This is a genomic window from Scandinavium sp. (assembly GCF_051650185.1).
GTDB lineage: Bacteria > Pseudomonadota > Gammaproteobacteria > Enterobacterales > Enterobacteriaceae > Scandinavium.
Genome location: NZ_JBOFIN010000066.1, coordinates 43,845 through 62,988, shown reverse-complemented (window position 1 = coordinate 62,988; position 19,144 = coordinate 43,845). Strand labels below are relative to the sequence as shown.

At 53.9% G+C, this 19,144-nt stretch carries 22 protein-coding genes and 1 pseudogene; 16 read left to right on the top strand and 7 right to left on the bottom strand.

Annotated features, from left to right (window positions below):
• On the top strand, nucleotides 1-2,162 hold a 2,162-nt coding region (locus ACRCWW_RS08440; RefSeq protein WP_438682007.1), incomplete at its 5' end, for an Ig-like domain-containing protein.
• Nucleotides 2,163-2,269: 107 nt separating this feature from the next.
• Here the strand turns inward: ACRCWW_RS08440 and flgN are convergent.
• The 3 genes from flgN to flgA all read right to left on the bottom strand — a co-directional run bounded on the left by flgN (nucleotide 2,270) and on the right by flgA (nucleotide 3,814).
• Entirely contained in the window at nucleotides 2,270-2,707 is a 438-nt protein-coding gene (gene flgN / locus ACRCWW_RS08435) for a flagellar export chaperone FlgN (protein ID WP_438682006.1), read from the bottom strand.
• Nucleotides 2,708-2,713: 6 nt separating this feature from the next.
• Nucleotides 2,714-2,989, bottom strand: coding sequence for a flagellar biosynthesis anti-sigma factor FlgM (gene flgM, locus ACRCWW_RS08430; RefSeq protein ID WP_438682005.1), 276 nt, complete (start codon nucleotides 2,987-2,989; stop codon nucleotides 2,714-2,716).
• 123 nt (nucleotides 2,990-3,112) lie between these two features.
• A complete protein-coding gene (flgA, locus tag ACRCWW_RS08425; RefSeq protein WP_438682004.1) occupies nucleotides 3,113-3,814 on the bottom strand; it encodes a flagellar basal body P-ring formation chaperone FlgA in 702 nt (233 codons plus the stop codon).
• A 166-nt stretch (nucleotides 3,815-3,980) separates the two neighbouring features.
• Here flgA and flgB point away from each other — a divergent pair, with 166 nt between their 5' ends.
• The 12 genes and pseudogenes from flgB to ACRCWW_RS08365 all read left to right on the top strand — a co-directional run bounded on the left by flgB (nucleotide 3,981) and on the right by ACRCWW_RS08365 (nucleotide 13,770).
• Entirely contained in the window at nucleotides 3,981-4,331 is a 351-nt protein-coding gene (flgB, locus tag ACRCWW_RS08420) for a flagellar basal body rod protein FlgB (protein ID WP_404657126.1), read from the top strand.
• Between the two features lie 18 nt (nucleotides 4,332-4,349).
• Complete coding sequence (gene flgC / locus ACRCWW_RS08415; protein WP_404657127.1) at nucleotides 4,350-4,775, top strand: flagellar basal body rod protein FlgC; 426 nt, start codon at nucleotides 4,350-4,352, stop codon at nucleotides 4,773-4,775.
• A 2-nt stretch (nucleotides 4,776-4,777) separates the two neighbouring features.
• On the top strand, nucleotides 4,778-5,446 hold the full coding sequence (flgD, locus tag ACRCWW_RS08410) for a flagellar hook assembly protein FlgD (RefSeq protein WP_438682003.1): 669 nt from the start codon (nucleotides 4,778-4,780) through the stop codon (nucleotides 5,444-5,446).
• Between the two features lie 45 nt (nucleotides 5,447-5,491).
• On the top strand, nucleotides 5,492-6,685 hold the full coding sequence (gene flgE / locus ACRCWW_RS08405) for a flagellar hook protein FlgE (RefSeq protein ID WP_438682002.1): 1,194 nt from the start codon (nucleotides 5,492-5,494) through the stop codon (nucleotides 6,683-6,685).
• The gene (locus ACRCWW_RS08400; RefSeq protein ID WP_438682001.1) at nucleotides 6,685-7,416 is read left to right on the top strand and encodes a flagellar basal body rod protein FlgF; all 732 of its coding nucleotides are present in this window, start codon (nucleotides 6,685-6,687) and stop codon (nucleotides 7,414-7,416) included. Before flgE ends, ACRCWW_RS08400 begins: the two co-directional genes overlap by 1 nt.
• Before the next feature lie 27 nt (nucleotides 7,417-7,443).
• Nucleotides 7,444-8,229 (top strand): flagellar basal-body rod protein FlgG, encoded by a 786-nt coding sequence (gene flgG, locus ACRCWW_RS08395; RefSeq protein WP_438682000.1) that lies wholly within the window; start codon nucleotides 7,444-7,446, stop codon nucleotides 8,227-8,229.
• Between the two features lie 27 nt (nucleotides 8,230-8,256).
• Nucleotides 8,257-8,922: a flagellar basal body L-ring protein FlgH gene (flgH, locus tag ACRCWW_RS08390; protein WP_438681999.1), complete on the top strand. Its 666-nt coding sequence runs from the start codon at nucleotides 8,257-8,259 to the stop codon at nucleotides 8,920-8,922.
• 11 nt (nucleotides 8,923-8,933) lie between these two features.
• Nucleotides 8,934-10,025, top strand: a complete 1,092-nt coding sequence (locus ACRCWW_RS08385) for a flagellar basal body P-ring protein FlgI (RefSeq protein WP_438681998.1) — start codon at nucleotides 8,934-8,936, stop codon at nucleotides 10,023-10,025.
• Between the two features lie 9 nt (nucleotides 10,026-10,034).
• Nucleotides 10,035-10,316 (top strand): annotated as a pseudogene (locus ACRCWW_RS08380) (rod-binding protein); the annotation flags it as partial.
• Nucleotides 10,317-10,434: 118 nt separating this feature from the next.
• On the top strand, nucleotides 10,435-11,805 hold the full coding sequence (gene flgK / locus ACRCWW_RS08375; RefSeq protein ID WP_438681997.1) for a flagellar hook-associated protein FlgK: 1,371 nt from the start codon (nucleotides 10,435-10,437) through the stop codon (nucleotides 11,803-11,805).
• 22 nt (nucleotides 11,806-11,827) lie between these two features.
• Nucleotides 11,828-12,745 (top strand): flagellar hook-associated protein FlgL, encoded by a 918-nt coding sequence (flgL, locus tag ACRCWW_RS08370; RefSeq protein ID WP_438681996.1) that lies wholly within the window; start codon nucleotides 11,828-11,830, stop codon nucleotides 12,743-12,745.
• A gap of 2 nt (nucleotides 12,746-12,747) precedes the next feature.
• The gene (locus tag ACRCWW_RS08365; protein WP_438681995.1) at nucleotides 12,748-13,770 is read left to right on the top strand and encodes a hypothetical protein; all 1,023 of its coding nucleotides are present in this window, start codon (nucleotides 12,748-12,750) and stop codon (nucleotides 13,768-13,770) included.
• A 15-nt stretch (nucleotides 13,771-13,785) separates the two neighbouring features.
• On the opposite strand, the gene ACRCWW_RS08360 is transcribed toward ACRCWW_RS08365, so the two are convergent.
• Both ACRCWW_RS08360 and ACRCWW_RS08355 read right to left on the bottom strand, forming a co-directional pair.
• The gene (locus ACRCWW_RS08360; protein WP_438681994.1) at nucleotides 13,786-14,241 is read right to left on the bottom strand and encodes a hypothetical protein; all 456 of its coding nucleotides are present in this window, start codon (nucleotides 14,239-14,241) and stop codon (nucleotides 13,786-13,788) included.
• Nucleotides 14,219-15,202 (bottom strand): winged helix-turn-helix domain-containing protein, encoded by a 984-nt coding sequence (locus ACRCWW_RS08355; protein ID WP_438681993.1) that lies wholly within the window; start codon nucleotides 15,200-15,202, stop codon nucleotides 14,219-14,221. Before ACRCWW_RS08355 ends, ACRCWW_RS08360 begins: the two co-directional genes overlap by 23 nt.
• Before the next feature lie 583 nt (nucleotides 15,203-15,785).
• On the opposite strand from ACRCWW_RS08355, the gene cueR reads away from it, so the two are divergent.
• Nucleotides 15,786-16,190, top strand: coding sequence for a Cu(I)-responsive transcriptional regulator (cueR, locus tag ACRCWW_RS08350; RefSeq protein ID WP_438681992.1), 405 nt, complete (start codon nucleotides 15,786-15,788; stop codon nucleotides 16,188-16,190).
• On the opposite strand, the gene ACRCWW_RS08345 is transcribed toward cueR, so the two are convergent.
• A complete protein-coding gene (locus ACRCWW_RS08345; protein WP_438681991.1) occupies nucleotides 16,191-16,643 on the bottom strand; it encodes an NfeD family protein in 453 nt (150 codons plus the stop codon).
• On the bottom strand, nucleotides 16,640-17,557 hold the full coding sequence (locus ACRCWW_RS08340; RefSeq protein ID WP_438681990.1) for an SPFH domain-containing protein: 918 nt from the start codon (nucleotides 17,555-17,557) through the stop codon (nucleotides 16,640-16,642). Before ACRCWW_RS08340 ends, ACRCWW_RS08345 begins: the two co-directional genes overlap by 4 nt.
• A 135-nt stretch (nucleotides 17,558-17,692) precedes the next feature.
• Here ACRCWW_RS08340 and fetA point away from each other — a divergent pair, with 135 nt between their 5' ends.
• Nucleotides 17,693-18,361 carry an iron efflux ABC transporter ATP-binding subunit FetA gene (fetA, locus tag ACRCWW_RS08335; RefSeq protein ID WP_438681989.1) on the top strand — a complete coding sequence of 223 codons (669 nt, stop codon included), beginning with the start codon at nucleotides 17,693-17,695 and terminating at the stop codon, nucleotides 18,359-18,361.
• A complete protein-coding gene (fetB, locus tag ACRCWW_RS08330; RefSeq protein ID WP_438681988.1) occupies nucleotides 18,348-19,133 on the top strand; it encodes an iron efflux ABC transporter permease subunit FetB in 786 nt (261 codons plus the stop codon). The genes fetA and fetB overlap by 14 nt, the downstream gene beginning before the upstream one ends.
• The last annotated feature ends 11 nt before the right edge of the window (nucleotides 19,134-19,144 follow it).

Sequence of the window (19,144 nt, the reverse complement as noted above, 5' to 3'; positions counted from 1 at the left end):
CCAAAACGGCCCCTATTAACGTCACCGTAGATACCACTACGCATGTGACCATCACTGGGGTCACCGATGACCATGGTTCGAAACAAGGGCTGGTGGCCAACGGCGGCAAAACAGATGATGATTCCGTTGTGCTCACAGGTACCGCCGAGCCGAACAGCACCGTATACATTGATGCCACGGGTGTCTACGGAGAGCATTACAAAAGCACCGTTGCTGTCGGTTCAGACGGCAAATGGTCGCTGCTACAGGGCTATGCCAACGATGGCTGGTTTAGCTACAGTGTTTATTCCGTCGACGCTGCGGGCAACCAGAGCGCTACGGCAACCTACAAAGTGGAAAAAGTGGCCACCGGTAAGGACGACACCTCCATCCCGGATATGGCGACAGATATTCATCTGACCGATAACGTTTCAGGCGGCATCATCGGTGGCCTGAAAAACGGCGACGTCACCAACGATAATACCCCGACCCTCTCCGGCAAGGCCGAAGCTGGCGACACCGTGATTATTTATGACGGCAGCAAGCAAATCGGTACCACCACCGTCAAATCTGACGGTACCTGGTCTTATACACCGTCGGCGCAAAAGGACGGCTCCCACAGCTACAGCGCGGCAGTACAAAACCCGGACAACGGCAATATGAGTGCCAAAACTACCGCGATTACGGTCGTGGTGGACACCGTGTGTGATGCTCCGGTTATTACCTGTCTCACGGATGATGTGGGGACTAAGCAGGGCGACGTGCTTAACGGCGGTCGGACGGACGACAAATTGCCGCTGGTTCATGGTACTGCGGAAGCAGGCAGCACAGTCTCAGTCTTCGTCAAAGGCCCTGGCGGTAATACGTACAACCTCGGTACGACAGTCGCAGATACTCATGGAAACTGGACTTTCCAGATGAACACATCGCGTGCTCTTGGCCGGACAGGAAACTGGACCTTCCATGCGACAGCCACTGACATTGCAGGAAATACCAGCGCCTGCATCGACAACTTTGTCGTGGAGTACACGGGCGATGGTAATAATGGGGATGATACTTCCGTACCTGACGCACCACACATCAACAGCTATACAGATGATGTGGGCAGCGCTAAAGGGACCAACAACAGCGGCAGCACCACAGATGACACCACGCCAACGCTGAACGGGACGGCAGCGGCCAACAGCACGGTGACCATCTACGAAGGCTCGAAAGTGCTGGGCACGGTGAAGGCCGGGAGCGATGGAACCTGGCACTACACGGTCCCTGCCGAGTCGGAAGGGAAGCACACTTTTACGGCTACGGCGACCAATACAGCAGGGAACAGCAGTGCACATTCGTCAGACTTTGTGGTGAATATCGAATCTTGCGGGCCACATCCGATGGACTGTTCAGAACACTATGAAGGTGCGCCGTTATCATTCTGGTCCTGGACAGACAGTTATGGTGTGACCACCTCCTCGAACTCTGGTGTATTAGTGAAGCAACAGATGCCCGGTACTTTAATGTTTGATGAGCATAGCAAGTCGTATATGGTCACTTATTCAACTCAAATCAATGTTGATTTTGGGGCGTCGACGGTGGATACGATGAGGGTAACGACCTATAGCGGGTGTTCATTCACCTTCTATGATAGCGACGGCAAAGTCATTCCAACTGAGCATGTTCACCTGGAGTCAATGGAACCCAGTGGTAATACAACGTTATACGCATTCGAATATTGGTTTGACCCAGGCTATTCCGCCAGTTCCTTCTCGATGTATAGCCCGGCAGGCTCAGTGGCTATCGGTGGGCTTCACTGGCATGCCGCGGATAACTTCGTCTCCTCTCACTCCGTAGAAAGCGAGTCACTGTCTGCCGTTCATCATGACGATGTGGTCAGTGGCATTATTCAGCTTGACGACCATCAGTCTCACGAAGCAAAACCTGTCCAGTTGGCGCACGACGATCTCCTCAGTCAGGCACAACAGAATCTGTTTATTCAGGATGGTACAGAACAGGTGGCGATTCAGGGCGAGAAAGGGGCTGTGCTGGAGTTGAAAGGTGCCGATTTGGCGCAGGGCACCTGGAATGATGTTGGACAGTCCACCGTAGCTGGCGTGACCTATGACATTTACCAGCATCACGGTGACAACATGGAAGTGCTGGTTCAACACGGTGTAGACATTCACCTGGTGGCGTAAACCAGGAAATAAACGCCAATAAAAACGGTCGGGGAAATCCCTGGCCGTTTTTTTTATTTATCTGTTGTGTTTTGCATGCCATGCAGCCGGAAGTGGGGCAGTCTGCATTACACCTTCTGATACAACCAATTCTCCGGCTCACTCACGTTGAGCAGATTTTGCAGGATGTCATTTTGCATATTCAGCAACATGCCGTTGGCATCGTTGGCCATTTTGCAGGTGGCGGCGTTGTCTTCCAGATCGGCCCAAAGGTGTTTGACCTGGTTCTGCCAGTTTTCAGGCAGACGAGAAAAGAGCGTCTTTAATCCTTTCACGCCAACCGGAATGCCCAATGCTTTCAACAGACGGTGGCGTTTCTGGCTGTGGGCGGAAAGCTGTTGGTACAGGGTAATAATCTCCTGATTGACCAATTCCAGCGCCGCAACGTCGCGTAGAATAATGCCTTCCCTCTGCGCGTCAAGACGATCGCGCAGAAGGGAATAGAGGTTACGATCCGCAACCATGTCCTGAAGCAGCGTTTTCACATTCTCGCTGGCGTTACTCATACGGTTTTATCCCTGGTAGTACTTCTGCATCGCAACAGTCAGTTCATCAACATTGATGCCGATCTGTCCTTTGCTGATGGCTTCTTTCATTTCCGCCACGCGGTCCATGTCGATTTCTGGCATGGCGGAAAGCTGCGACTGTGCTTCACCCAGAACAGGGTCGATAGCGCCTGGCTTCTGCGTTTTCTGCACTGTGGCGCTGGCTTTCACGTCGTTGTTTTTCGCCAACTGTTTTGTGTCAATGGCTGAGACAGTGGTGTACTGCGAAGCAGTGACTTTCATTTTCAAACCCCATTCCCGGTATTAGATAGTGATGAGTGCTTTGTTCTTGTTGTGAAGCAATTCTCCTGCAACTGAGTAAAGCGGTCCACCGGGTAGAAAACTTAACTGCCAGCTTAAAAATTTTTATTTCGCGGAAACCGCAACGGTCTTCACCACGCCAAAATCGGTCACCCGGGCGCTGACCTGCTGGCCGCTACTCTCGTTTTTGACTTTGATGATTTCGCCACGACGGCCTTTTTTCATCGCAAAACCCGTGGTTTGTGCGGTTACGCCATCCTGCGAGGCAATCATCGCCACCCGCTGCCCCCGTTCAACCATCACTGGCGCTTCCAGCATACTTTGGGTGATGGGCGTCATTTCACGCAAACGGCGTTTGACCGTTAGCCCAATTACGTCATCCGCACGCCATACGATATCGCTGCGTGCGCCCGTCACGTTGTATTTCTTTAACGTTAAATCTTCTTCGCTGAGGACATGACCGCGTTCAAGCGTCGTGTTTGCCATCACCACGGGCATCGAAATATCGGGTTTAACGGTCACGCTGCTGTTCCAGCCCGGCGTGCCTTCACAGTGCAATTCAATCCGCAGACGGCTTAAGTTAACGCGGCCATTTTCGCCAGATGTGGCTTTGAGCGGCGCAGGGCAGGTGGCCAGTTGTGTGGCTTCTGCGGGCACAAAAATAGTGAGTTTGGCGCTGTAGTCATGCCAGCCGCGTTTTTTGGCTTCGCGTTGGATGAGCGTTGTCGCCTGTTTTTGCGCGGCGGCATAGATCTGTTTACGCGCCGTGGTGGGCTGAACATCAGCTCGGGCTACGGGAACAGACAACAGCGTCGCTGCGAAAAATGAAAAGAGGAAATGTATTTTCCCGAATGATCGGGTTTTATCGATAATCGTTAAGTTTTTCATGATGTTAAAAAGTTGGCACGCCTATTGCTTAAATGGAGTATGTCCAGGAAGGCAGGGCAGTGAAATCATCATGAGGAAGTGAATTGTGAGTATTAGTTTTGACAAAGCATTAGGTGTTCATCCCCACGCTGTAGCAGTCCGTCTTGACCGGGCAGAACTGCTTTCAGCGAACCTTGCAAACGTCGATACCCCGAATTTCCAGGCCAAAGATATTGATTTTGCCGAGGAGATGCAACGGTCACAGCACTATTTCACCAATGCATCTTCCCCGGAACTGAAATATCGCGTGCCTTTTCAACCTTCTGAGGACGGCAACACCGTTTCTCTGGATGTTGAGCAGTCTGAATTCGCCCGTAACTCACAGGATTTCCAGGCGAGTCTGACCTTTTTAAACATGAAGTTTGCTGGTCTGAAACAGGCCATCGAAGGCAAGTAATAAGGAAAGGAAACCCGTATGGCTTTTTCTGATATTTACCGTGTTTCCGGTTCTGCGATGTCTGCCCAAACCGTTCGTCTGAACACCGTGGCCAGTAACCTCGCGAACGCAGAAACACCAGCCCAGGCGGAAGGGGATGTGTACAAAGCTCGTCACCCGGTATTTGCCGCTGTTTATCAGAATGACGAGTTAATGAACGACAACGCGCTGACAGGCGCTCGCGTCCAGGTGCTGGATGTGGTGCAGACCGGGCAGTCCGTGAAGCGTTACGAACCGAATCACCCGATGGCGGATGACAACGGCTTCGTCTACTACCCGGACATTAACGTCGTGGAAGAGATGGCAGACATGATGTCCGCCTCACGCAGTTTTGAGACCAACGTCGACGTCCTGAACAACGTGAAAAGCATGCAGCAAAGCCTGCTGCGACTAGGAGAAGCGTAAACATGAACGTTAATAGCACGTCGAACAGCCAGAGCGGCAATGTGGGCGACACCAACAATGTGGTGAGCAACGACACCTCAAGCAGCATGGACACCATGTTTATGCAGCTGCTGGTGGCGCAGATCCAGAATCAGGATCCGCTCAACCCGACTGACGGCACCGAGTACGTCAATCAGCTGGCGCAGCTCACTCAGGTGCAGTCGATGGAAAGCATGTCGCAGATTATGGCCAACAACATGGTGCTGATGGACAACATCCAGACCCTGTCCACCTCAAGCCTGGTGGATCAGAAAGTCATGGTACAGACCAGTTCGCTGGAAAGCGATGGCGCAACCACCGTGGATGGCCGACTGACGCTGGATCATGCGTCCAACATCGTGAACGTGATTCTGAAAGACGAAGCGGGCACCGAGTACAAAATTCCGCTCGGCAATCAGGAGCAGGGTCAGGTTGATTTCTCCATCGACCCGGCAGAACTCGGGATGCCAGCCGGAAAATACACGGTCGCTGTGGTCACGGATTCCGGCGATAACGACACCGCTGTTGAGCTTGGCGGCAATGTGGACAACGTCCGCATTCCGCTGGATGGCAGCACCACCGTGCTGAACATCGCCGGTATCGGTGAAGTGGCTTACAACAACATCTCGCAAATTGGCGAGACAGACGCCTGACGGATCGGGCATTTCAAGAAACATTGAGATTAAGAGGGAAATACCATGAGTTCTAACATTGCCATTAGCGGCCTGAATGCCATCAACGAGCAGCTGGATTCTATCTCCAACAACATCGCCAACTCCGGCACCGTGGGCTTTAAATCGGGCCGTGCAGAGTTTGCCTCCATGTATGCCGAAGGTCAGCCTTTAGGTGTGGGCGTGACAGGCGTGACAGAAAGCATCAATAAAGGCGGAAGCATTTTTTCCTCCGGCAACGATCTGGACCTGGCGATTAACGGCAGCGGCTTCTTCGTGATGCGTGATTCAAGCGGCTCCACCGCGTATACCCGTGCGGGCTACATGCAAACGGACAGTAACGGTTATCTGGTCAACAACCAGGGAATGCGTTTGCAGGGGTATCCGGTGGATGCGAACGGCGAGCTGCAGGTGGGTTCAGTAGGTGACCTGAAAGTGACGTCCGGCTCTATTCCGGCGAAAGCGACAACCTCGCTGGATTTCAGCGCCAACTTTGATGCTAACGCGGATGTGCCAGCCACCACGACGTTCGATCCGGCGGATAACACGTCTTACAACAATACCTACGCCACGCAGGTACATGACTCCCTGGGTCGCGAACATACGCTGAACCAGTATTACGTGAAAACCGGCGAAAACAGCTGGGACACCTACTACTACATGGACGGCGCGGCGATCGCCAGCCCAAGCCCTCAGGCGATGAGCTTTGATAATCAAGGCCTGCTGACCAGCCCAACCGGCCCGGTGAACCTGAGCGTTCCGGTGACTGGCGCGGCAGATCTGAGCATCGACGTGAACTACAACGGCACCACGCAGTTTGGCAGCGATTTCTCCGTGAGCCAGAACAACAGCGACGGTTATGCCTCCGGCGAACGTACCGGGCAGATGATTGACGAAGACGGATCGGTCTACGCCACCTTCTCTAACGGTGAGCGCATGCTGCAGGGCCAGGTGATCCTCGCCAACTTCCCTAACCCGAACGGTTTGCAGTCCACTGACGGCACCACCTGGGTTCAGACGCAGGCTTCAGGCGCGCCTATTTCGGGCACACCGGGGAGCGGCCTGAACGGTTCTCTGACCTCTGGCGCGCTGGAATCTTCCAACGTTGACCTGACGGCGGAACTGGTAAACCTGATGACGGCCCAGCGTAACTATCAGGCCAACACCAAGGTTATCAGCACCGATGACAAGATGATGACGGCTCTGTTCCAGGCGGTGTAATGGATAAGCTCCTCTATACCGCAGTCAGCGGCGCGGCGCGCAACCTTTCCCAGCAGCGCATCCACGCCAATAACCTGGCGAACGTGAATACCGAAGGGTTTCGCCAGGATCTGGAACGTGCGCAGTCAGAGCAGGTGATGGGCGAGGGGTTCTCCTCTCGCTTCCTGGTTGAGCCACAAAACGGTGGCGTGGACATGACGCCGGGCGCAGTGCGTGAAACGGGGCGCAATCTGGATGTGGCGATCAAAGGCAATGGCCTGATCGCCCTCAATGATGGCAGCCGCGAAGTTTATACCCGTAACGGGCAGATGGAAGTCGGCCCGGAAGGTGATCTGCTGATCAACGGGCTGCCAGTGGAAGGGGATAACGGGCCGATCATTCTGCCGACCTTTACCTCGCTGACCATTGGCGACGACGGCATCATCACCATCATTCCGGATGATGGTGAGATTAATCAGGCTATCGACGTGGATCGCATCAAGCTGGTGGATATCGCGCCGGGTCAACTGCACAAGAACGAAAATGGTCTGCTGATAACCCAGGCCACTGACAATCCTCGCAGCGAAGAGGTCGAGGTGGCTTCGGGTCATCTTGAAACCTCCAACGTGTCGGCGATTGGCGAAATGGTGGCGAGCATCTCGCTCAACCGCCAGTTCGAAGCGCAAATCAAGATGATGAAAGCGGCCGAAGATATGGCCAGTGCAGGAAATCGACTGCTACGGAACTCGTAAGCGGCGGCATAAGAACAAGGAGTCACAATGAATTCAGCATTATGGGTGAGTAAAACCGGCCTGGCGGCAGAAGACGCCAAGATGACCGCGATTTCCAACAACCTGGCGAACGTCAACACGACCGGCTTCAAGCGCGATCGTGTGATGTTTGCGGATCTGTTCTATCAAACCGATCGCGCACCGGGCGGGTTGCTGGATCAGCAGAATACGTCACCAACCGGCATCCAGTACGGCACCGGGGTGAAGATCGTTGGCACGCAGAAAGAGTTCAGCGAAGGCAATATCCAGAATACCGGACAGTCGCTGGACGTGGCGATCACCGGCCAGGGTTTTTTCCAGGTGGAAACGCCGGATGGCGATACGGCGTATACCCGTGCGGGCAACCTGCAACGTAATGCCGACGGGATGATCACCAATGCCCAGGGCTTGCCGCTGATCCCGCAGATTGAGCTGCCGGAGAACACCAAAGACATCCAGATTGGCAAAGATGGCACGGTGACTGCCACCGTTGCGGGTGAAGCTGAACCCGTGGAGCTGGGGCAGATCACGCTGGTGAACTTCGTCAATCCGGCCGGTCTGGAAGCCGTCGGTGGCAACCTCTACATGGAAACCGCAGCCAGCGGTGAAGCCGTGGAAGGCGTTCCGGGCGAAGAAGCTTTCGGCCAGCTTGAACAAGGCTCGCTTGAAGGCTCCAACGTTCAGGTTGTGGAAGAGATGGTGGACATGATTACCGTTCAGCGAGCTTATGAAATGAACGCCAAAATGGTGTCTGCCGCCGATGACATGCTGAAGTTTGTCACGCAGCAGATGTAATGCCTGCGGCGAAACAGTGAAAGAGATATGAAAAAGCAGTTATTGATTGGAATGCTGGCACTGTTGCTGTCGGGCTGTGAAAGCCCGGCACTGCTGGTCCAGAAAGACGATGCGGCGTTCGCGCCGCCGGAAGATTACGTCCAGCCGCCGACCCAGGTCAAAGGCGGCGGGCTCTACAATTCAGGCTACAACTGGGGTCTGGTGCAGGATCACCGCGCCTATCGTGTGGGCGATATTCTGACGGTCATTCTCGATGAATCGACCCAGTCGAGCAAACAGGCGAAAACCAACTTCGGCAAGAAGAACGATGTCACTATTGGCGTGCCGACGGTGATGGGTAAAACCCTCGACAACGCTTCTGGCTCTGTCAGCGGCGACCGTAACTTCAACGGGGGGGCCAGTTCGCAGCAGCAAAACAGCCTGCGTGGCGCGATCACGGTGGCGATTTATAAAGTGCTGCCAAATGGCGTACTGGCGGTTCGCGGCGAAAAATGGCTGACCCTCAATCAGGGTGACGAATACCTGCGCGTAACCGGGCTGGTACGTTCCGAAGACATCGAACACGATAACTCGATCTCTTCTCAGCGCATTGCCAACGCACGCATCTCTTATGCGGGACGTGGCGCACTTAGCGATGCCAACTCGGCAGGCTGGCTGACGCGCTTCTTCAACCATCCGCTGTTCCCGATTTAATGGAGAAGATGATGCGTAAGTTAATGATTCTCTGCCTGGCGCTGTGCAGCGCGAACGCCTTTGCCGCTCGTCTGGGCAATCTGGTCGATGTGCAGGGCGTGCGCGGCAACCAGCTGGTGGGCTACAGCCTGGTCGTCGGCCTGGATGGCACCGGTGATAAAAACCAGGTGAAATTCACCAGCCAGTCGGTGACCAACATGCTGCGCCAGTTTGGCGTGCAGCTGCCTGCCAAAATTAACCCGAAAGTGAAGAACGTGGCAGCCGTGGCGGTGAGCGCGACGTTGCCGCCGGGCTATGCTCGCGGGCAGTCGATCGACGTGACCGTGTCCTCAATGGGCGATGCGAAAAGCCTGCGTGGTGGCACATTGCTGATGACGCAGCTCCACGGCGCAGACGGTGAAGTGTACGCGCTGGCGCAGGGCAATATCGTGGTGGGCGGCATTAAAGCCCAGGGCAACAGCGGTTCCAGTATTACGGTGAACACGCCAACGGTTGGCCTGGTGCCGAACGGTGCCTCCATTGAGCGCGAAATTCCAAGTGATTTTCAGCAGACCGATCGCGTGATGCTCAATCTTAAGCGTCCGAGCTTCAAAACGGCGAACAACATCGCCATCGCGCTGAACAACTCCTTCGGCTACGGCACCGCAATGGCGGAAAGTTCAACTAACGTGTCCGTGCGCGCACCAATGAATCCGGGCGATCGCGTGGCCTTTATGTCGCAGCTTGAAGACGTGCAGATCAACGCGGGCAAACAGCCGCCGCGCGTGGTGTTTAACGCCCGAACGGGCACGGTGGTGATTGGCGATGGCGTGGTGGTTCACGCGGCGGCGGTGTCTCACGGCAACCTGACCGTTTCGGTTCGTGAGTCTTCCAATGTTTCGCAGCCAGGCGCATTCAGTCAGGGCCGTACCGCAGTGACGCCGCAGAGCGATATCAGCGTGAGTCAGGGCAAAGGCCAGATGGTGACGCTGCGCACCGGCACCAGCCTGCGTGCGATTGTGAATACCCTGAACAGCCTCGGCGCCTCCCCGGATGACACCATGGCTATTCTTCAGGCGCTGCATGAAGCGGGCGCACTCGACGCTGAACTCGTGGTTATCTAAGGAAAGGATATGGTTAACGCAGTCCATCTCAATACGGCGGTTATTCCGGGTGACGTAACCGGAGCGGTGAAGCCGCAAAACCTGGAGCAGGCGGCAGAGCAGTTTGAAGCGATGTTCCTGCGCTCGATGATGAAGGAGATGCGCAAATCCTCCGATGCGCTGTTTGCCGACAACCCGTTTGAGAGCAAACAGCAAAAAATGCTGCGTGATTTCTACGATGACAAAATGGCGTTACACCTCGCCACCACCCGCAGCAGCGGCATTGCGCAGATGATCATGGCGCAATTAGGGCCATCGACACAAAACGCGCTTAAGAACCAACAGGATATGGTCGCTCTTATTCAGCATCCACAAGAGTTGAAAACCCCTGTCGTGCCAACCGGGCATGGCAGCAAGGAGTAAGTCACCCATGAACATTATTAATATTGCCTACAGCGGATTGCAGGCGGCACAGATTGGCCTTGGCGTCACGTCGATGAACGTCGCCAACGCCCTGACGCCGGGCTACACCCGTCAAAGCTCAACCCAAAGTTCCGTAGGGCCGATGGGCGAAGCGGGCATGTCTGCGGGCTCTGGCGTACAGGTCGACAGCATCCGTCGTGTGTCTGATCAGTACCTGGTGAATCAGGTGTGGCAGTCGAACACCAAAGCCAGCTATTACGGCATGACCGATCAGTACACCAGCGCACTGGAAAAAGTGATCGGCACCGACTCCAGCAGCCTGGGGACAGGGTTTGACGACTTTTTCTCGGCGTTAAGCTCCCTCACCACGCAGCCAGAAAGCGAAGCGAATCGCCAGCAGTTGCTGAATCAGGCCAACGCGCTGGCGACCCGTTTTAACAACATGGACGGGTTTATCAGCTCGCAGAAAGATCAAATCCACTCCCAGCGTGGCGCGCTGGTGACACAGGTGAATACCCTTTCCGGGCAGATTGCGGACTACAACCAAAAAATCACCACGGCGGAAGCGTCAGGGGCTAACACCAATACCCTGCGCGATCAGCGAGATGACCTGGTGAAAGAGTTGAGCGGCATTATCGACGTCAACGTGACCGAAGATGACAACAGCAACTACACGGTGGCGCTGAAAGGCGGCCAGCCGCTGGTTAGCGGGCGCACGGCAGGCACGCTGTCGGCGGATTACGACACCGATGGCAACCCTTCGCTGAACCTGAGTTTCTCGAAATCTGACTTCCCGCTGTCGCAGTCCGTGGGCGGAGAAATGGGCTCGTTGTACGACTATGAAACCGGCACGTTGCAGGAGATGCGAGACAGTATTCGCGGCATGGCTGATTCCTTCGCCACCCAGTTTAACGATCAGCTGGCGCAGGGTTATGACCTGAACGGCAACCCGGGCCAGCCGATGTTCACCTATGACCCGAGCAGCCCGAACGGCATCCTTCAGGTCAACGATTTGAAGCCCGACGATATTGCGCTTTCCAGCGCGGCAGGCGAACCGGGCAATGGCGATAATCTGCAGAAGCTTATCGACATTAAAAACAAGAAAGTCGACATTCCGGGGATGGGCAATATGAGCCTGAACGAAGGGGCGGCGGCAATCGTGTCCAACATCGGGATTTTCAGCAAGCAGACCAAAGCCGAGCTGGAAGCGGCGCAAGCCGTCAGCGATCAGTCTCAGACGCAGCGCGATAACGTCAGCGCGGTCAATCAGGACGAAGAGGCGATAAACCTGCAAACCTATATGCAGTCTTATCAGGCCAACATGAAGGTCATTTCGACGGGCAATCAGGTCTTTTCCGACCTGCTGAACCTGTTTTAATCAGGGATGAGGAGAGAACAGTATGCGAATCAGTAGCCTTTACCACTCGCAGGCCATGCTGGCCCAGATGAACAGCAACAACGACCGTCTGAGTAAGTTGATGGAACAGATGTCGACGCAAAAGCGTGTCAACGTGCCATCGGACGATCCGGTGGCCGCCACGCGTCTGGTGCAGCTTAACCGCGAGCAGTCGGCGATTGAGCAGTATCAGCAAAACATCAGCCGCGTGAGCGGGACGCTGTCGGTGCAGGAATCCCACGTTCAGGCGATGAGCGATAACCTGCTGGCGATTAACGACAAGCTGCTGTCGGCCAACAACAGTACCTACAGCGAAAAAGACATGTCAGGCTTTGGCGCAGAACTGTCGTCGATGCTGGACTCGCTGGTGGACAGCATGAACGCACAGAATGAAAACGGCAGCTACCTTTTCTCGGGTACCAAAACCGATACCAAACCGGTGGTGTTCGACGATGCGACCGGCAAGTATGTGTATCAGGGCAACGACGGCACGCGTGAAACCACCGTCGCCAACAGCGTGACGATTCAGGAAAACACCAATATTGCCTCCGTCTTTTCCTCCAGCGGTAACGATCTGGAGATGCTCAATCAGCTGAAGGATCTGAGCGACAAGATGCAGGATCCCACTGCGCACTTTGAAGACTATCAACCGCAGATTGATCAGGTGCTGAAGCTGGAATCGGATTCGCGCGATAAGATTTCTTCGGTCTTCACCGATTTGGGTGGCCGTCAGAATCAGCTCACGCTGCTGGATAACGCGCACGCCGATGTCAGCATGGCTAACGATCAGGTGGTTCATGATCTTTCTGATACCGACTGGGCTGAAACCAGCATGAACATGCAGCTCTATGTCAACTCAGTCCAAATCAGCAACAAGGCCTACAGCATGGTCAGCTCACTCTCATTGTTCGATAACTTGTAATCATGGTCACCCAGGTCTCTTCTAAAACCAGCACGATCCCAACCGCCTCAACGGCGGTTGGGCAGCGCCCGATCGGCGCACCCGAAACGATTCGTCAGTCGTCGGCCGTGGCCGATGTCGCCTCTTCCGGGCGTAATAACGTCTTCCCGGAAGCGGCGATCATTTCTCGTCAGCCTCTGCGCTATAACGTTCAGTTAAATCAGCAGTTGACAGCGGTTCAGCAGGCGGACAGCTATCTGGCGCAAACGGAATCGAAGCTGATGCAGTTACGCCATGCTTATGCGAGTGGGGCAGATAGCCGGAAGGTTTCTTCCGGGTTGAAGCAGCATCTCGATGGGCGGAGTGAACTGTCAGGCGGCACGGTCGACAGACAGTTCGCGCTGCGCTTACAGCAGAGCAGCAAGGTGAATTTCAGCCTGGCGGGCCTGGATAAGCTGGTGGAAAATCCGCAGGGGGAGACGCTGGTTTTTTCCCTGGGTGGCGATAAACGCGAACTGGCGGCGGTGACCCTGCCAAAGCAGGACAACCCTCGCCAGGTGCTACGCCAGATGAATCTTGGGTTAGGACGGTTGGGTATCCATGCTCAACAGGGCAAAGACGGGCAAACCAGTTTCAGCGTGGATGAACAACGCTGGGGCCGGGTGAGCGAGTACCTGAGCGTGCGCGGGGAAGGGCAGAATTTCCCCGCGGATGCGTTCACGATGCTGACTCCGAAAGCGGAATCTTCGCAGGAAGATGTGCTGCAACAGGTCACCCAGGATCGCAAACAGGTCAGCAGCTCTATGCTGAATCAGGTGATGGATAATATTGTGAAGCAGCGTAGCCGCCTGAATCAGCATCAGGGGCGTGCCGCCAGCCGTATTGATGATTTAGCCCCGCCCATGTCAGCCGCTCAGGCGCAAAACACTTCGCAGGCACTGGGAGACATTCTGGCGAACAGTGGCGAGAGTTATGAGAGCTTCTCCCGGGCGCTCTCAGCCCAGGGGAATGTCCGCCTGGCGACGGTGAAGAACTTGCTGAGTTGACCGCTATAAGGAAGGTCAGAGTGGGAAAACCACGCCTTCCTTACCAATCATTAACGTCCTCTGATTATCGTCCTGCGCTTGCATCCACAAATCGGTGTGGGTCAGCATCTCAATATATTCCCAGGCCATCGATGATTTCACGGTTGATGAAGTGAGCACCGGGCTGAACTTATAGTTGTAGCGATCGTCATACTTCTTCACTTCCACCATATTGCCTTTGATGAGAAAGTCCGGGTCTTTCGGGTCTGTGAAGGTCGCCAGAATACAGTCATCAAGCACCTGAATATCCATGTTGTACATCTCCTGCTGATGCGACATTAAATCGACAAAACCGATTTTTATCGTCTTCTGGTGCTTGTTCATCAGGAAGCGAGGCGAATGCAGCGTGTGCCATGCAAATGTCCCTGCCAGTCCTATGCCCAGCGCCAGAATGAAGAGCCAGAGTGTCTTATTTACAGGTTGCCATTTCATTCAGTGTACTCATGGTATTGTCAAAGATGGAGCGATTCAGGGCCGCGTTGTCGCTGTGCCAGTGATAGAAATAGAGAATGGTCTCTTTGTCCTCACAGCGGCTTTTCAGGACGAAGGTGTAGTTCAGCGTTTGTTGCACATAGTGGTAGTAAACCGTCATGTCCACGGAACGGGCTTTCAGCGTCTGGTTTAGCTGGCTGTAAGTGTCCTTCAGGCGACTGAACAGATACATGTCCGTTTGGTCGACATCGTCGTCAGTGGTGTTTTTGACTTCATACATCGTAATGTGATCGAACACTTTTTGCTGGCGAGATGACAGCGTCAGTTGGGAAGCATTCACTTTCATGAGCCAGGTTCCACCCATTGCGACCAGCAGGCTCAAGGCCATCGCTGCGAAAACAACCAACAGGCGGAAAGACGCGCTGCGTGGTTCGCGGGCGGCTGGTTCAGGAACGGCCGTAACTTCGGGCACGCTCTGGACTTCTGCGCAGTGAAGACAGACTTCCACAGGCTGGTTTTCATTCACCAGCGTGACGTCCTCCGTGACGTACTCCTCTTCTGTCTCTTTGTTGTCGAAGGTTTCCGTCAGTTCCGCATTCTGGTTAGCGGCGGATATCTCAGACTCCTCTTTTTCAACCTGAGTGCAATATTCCGCTTCGAGAATGTAGCCCTTTTTTGGCAGCGTTTTGATGATGCGCTGCTGCTTCCCGTCATCTTCCAGAGCAGCACGCAGCGCATGAATGGCGTTAGGCAGGCTGTTGCTGCCGATGACACGGCGTTCCCAGACCAGCGCAGTGAGCTCTTCACGGGACATAATACGGCCCGCGTTTTCCAGCAGCACTTCGAGAAGCTTTATCTGATACTCACCCAGACGCTTCTTTTCACCGTTGGCTAAGTGGATGAGCGACCCCGTCGGCGAGTCCACCAGCCAGTTGTTAACCGAGTAAAAATACTTTTGCATAATGATCAAATGAACAATGGCCTAATAGAGTAAGCACAAAAGCACCCGTCGTAATAACCCAGCGTGAGAGAAATCCTTTCTTGAGGGAGCGATGCAATAGCTGTGCCGTGAGGATGATGTTTTCATCGGTGAACTGTTTTCTACCGAGATATTAATCACATTTCAATCTGTTAATCTGTTTAAAATTACATTGAGGGAGTATTAATTAACGTTTTTAGACGATTTTTTTGAGATTATTTTGCTATTTAACTCATTGTTTTATATTCATTAATTTTATTGGTGGTGAGTTTTTATTACATGAAATCCAGATTCTTTAAAATTTAAAATTGAATATTCTTAATGTTGATGGGTTGTGTCTTTTTTGTTTTTTCAAGGCGAGATTATTGTTTGTAAATGGCAATAAATAATCAGCGTTAATACTAATAAAGGAGTAGGCGACAGGCGTCAGTTTCAGACGTTAATAAACAGGTTGTTTTAGCTCTCAGGAAGAAACGGTAAAGCAGGGTATAGGCGCTGGCCCGGAACGCCTGGCAGCGAGTATAATTTTCCCCTGGCATGCACCTTGCTCGCCTCAGGAGGCTCGATGAACATCAGCGACGTTGCAAAAAAAACCGGATTGACCAGCAAAGCGATTCGTTTCTACGAAGAGAAAGGGCTGGTGACGCCGCCTTTGCGAAGCGATAACGGCTACCGCACCTACTCGCAAAAGCATCTTGATGAGTTGACGCTGCTGCGTCAGGCACGTCAGGTGGGGTTCAATCTGGAAGAGTGTGGTGAGCTGGTCAACCTGTTCAACGATCCCGCTCGCCACAGTGCCGATGTGAAAGCGCGAACCTTGCAAAAGGTGGCGGATATTGAACGCCACATTGAGGAGCTTCAGGGAATGCGTAAGCAATTACTCACTCTCGCCGAAGCCTGCCCGGGAGATGACAGCGCCGACTGTCCGATTATCGATAATCTTTCCGGCTGCTGTCATCGTAAGGCCTGATCAGTGAGGGCGCACCTTTAAGGTGATCCCTTCCACGGCAATGACTTCCACGCGTGTGCCTGCTGGCAAATCTTCATCAGCCGCCACGGGCCAGGAGCTGTCGCCCACTTTGACGTGCCCTCGTCCGTTGTTTAGCGCGACATCAAGTGTAAACACCTTGCCAACCAGTTGCTGACCACGCTGATTTAACTGACTGTCGGCGCGGGGCTGTTGTTTCACGCGATTGGCCAGCCAACGCCACCACAGCCAGGCGGCCAGCAGCGTCAGGACGGCGAACATCACCCCTTGCCACTCCCAGCCAAACGGCAGAAGCCACACCAGCAGGCCGGTGATGATAGCCGCCACGCCGCTCCACAGCAGATACCCGTTCCCGCCCAGCATTTCCGCCGCCAGCAGCAAACCGCCGAGGCTTAGCCAGAAGATGTGCGGGTGTGTGAGAAGGGCGTCCATCATCTGTTTTTCCGCTCAGTCGCGCTGTCTTTCATCAGTTCGGCGATCCCGGCGATAGAGCCCATCAGGCTGCTGGCATCCAGCGGCATCATCACCACTTTGCTGTTGTTAGCCGAGCCAATCTGCTGCAGCGCGTCGGTGTATTTCTGCGCCACGAAGTAGTTCACCGCCTGAATGTCACCGGCAGCGATAGCTTCGGACACCATCTGCGTTGCGCGGGCCTCTGCTTCGGCGGAACGTTCGCGGGCTTCGGCTTGCAGGAACGCAGACTGACGCTCACCTTCGGCTTTGAGGATCTTGGACTGTTTTTCCCCTTCCGCTTTGACGATTTCGGCCTGACGGATCCCTTCGGCTTCAAGGATATAAGCACGCTTGGTACGTTCGGCTTTCATCTGGGCGTTCATCGCATCAATCAGTTCGGCCGGTGGGCGAACATCACGGATTTCGATACGGGTGATTTTGATGCCCCACGGATTGGTGGCTTCGTCCACGATGTGCAGCAGGCGAGTGTTAATGCTGTCTCGCTGAGAGAGCATTTCATCCAGCTCCATCGAGCCCAGCACGGTACGGATATTGGTCATGGTCAGGTTGATGATCGCCAGCTCAAGATTGCTGACTTCATAGGCTGCTTTCGGGGCATCGATAACCTGAATAAAGCATACGGCATCAATCGCAACGTTGGCGTTGTCTTTGGAAATGACTTCCTGCGAAGGGATATCGAGAACCTGTTCCATCATGTTGATCTTGCGACCAATACGGTCCATAAACGGCACTACCAGGCTCAGCCCCGGTTGCAGTGTTTTGGTGTAGCGGCCGAAGCGTTCTACCGTCCATTGATAGCCCTGCGGCACAATTTTGACGCCTGCGCCGACAATCACCAGCGCGACAAAGATTAAGACGGGAATAAAGACGAGCATGAAAACCTCCTGTTTTTTGCCTGATAGCCAACGGCCTTCGTCAGCCCGAGAACAGAAAGTATAACTTTTATCCTTCTCAGCGCGAAGGCCGCAGGCATACAATATCGGGGAATAAGCGTAATAAACGGGAAAACAATGAAGGAATTATTGCAGGTCAGCCAACTGGGGTTTATGTCTGGTGAGACTCCCCTCCTGAATAATATCAATCTGCGGCTTTGCGAAGGGCAATTTACGCTGATAACCGGGCCTTCCGGGTGTGGAAAAAGTACCTTACTGAAGATAATTGCCTCGCTGCTGAGCCCAACGTCCGGCAGCATTCATTTTTGCGGCGAAGATATCATGCAGCTCTCCCCTGAAGCCTACCGCCAGCAGGTTTCTTACTGCGCGCAAACTCCTGCGCTGTTTGGCGAAACGGTCTATGACAACCTCATTTTCCCGTGGCAAATACGGGATAAACGCCCGGAGCCGAAACAATTGCTGGCGGATTTGGCACGTTTTAATCTTCCGGAAGAGACGCTGCAAAAATCCATTCATTCGTTGTCTGGTGGTGAAAAACAGCGAATATCGCTGATCCGCAATCTGCAATTCTTACCGAAAGTGTTATTGCTCGACGAAATTACCAGCGCGCTGGACGAGAGTAATAAGCGTAACGTGAATGAGATTATTCATCATTATGTGAAGGAGCAGAATGTCGGCGTGTTGTGGGTCACCCATGATAAAGACGAAATAAGCCACGCCGATGATGTTATTACCCTGAAACCGCAGGCAGGTGGAATGGAGGAGCGCGCAGATGGGCGAGCATAATATTTCCAATGAGTCGCTGGCGCTATCGATGATGCTGGTGCTGGTGGCGATTATTGTCAGCTATCGGGAAAAACTGGCGCTGGAGAAAGAGATCATCTGGAGCATCTGCCGGGCCGTTATCCAACTGGTAATTGTCGGCTACGTGCTGAAAACGATTTTTAACGTCAATAACGCGTTGCTGACCCTGCTGATGGTGCTGTTTATCTGTTTCAACGCGGCGTGGAATGCGCAAAAACGCAGTAAATACATCAGTCAGGCGTTTGTGTCGTCGTTTATCGCCATCACCACCGGGGCAGGGCTGACGCTGGCGGTATTGGTTTTCTCTGGCGCGATTACCTTCACGCCGATGCAGGTGATCCCGATTTCAGGGATGATCGCCGGCAACGCGATGATTGCGGTGGGGTTGTGCTACAACAATCTCGGACAGCGTTTCAGCAGCGAGCAGCAGCAAATTCAGGAGAAGTTGAGCCTCGGCGCAACGCCGAAAATGGCGTCTGAACGTTTGATTCGCGAGAGCATTCGTGCGTCGCTGATCCCAACGGTGGATTCAGCCAAAACGGTAGGATTAGTCAGCTTGCCGGGAATGATGTCAGGCCTGATTTTTGCCGGAATCGACCCGGTGAAAGCGATTAAGTATCAGATTATGGTGACGTTTATGCTGCTCTCAACCGCGAGCCTGTCGACCATTATTGCCTGCTATCTGACGTACCGGAAGTTCTATAACTCGCGCCACCAGTTGGTGGTGAAGCAGCTAAAAAATCCGGGCGGCTGACGCCTTACCCG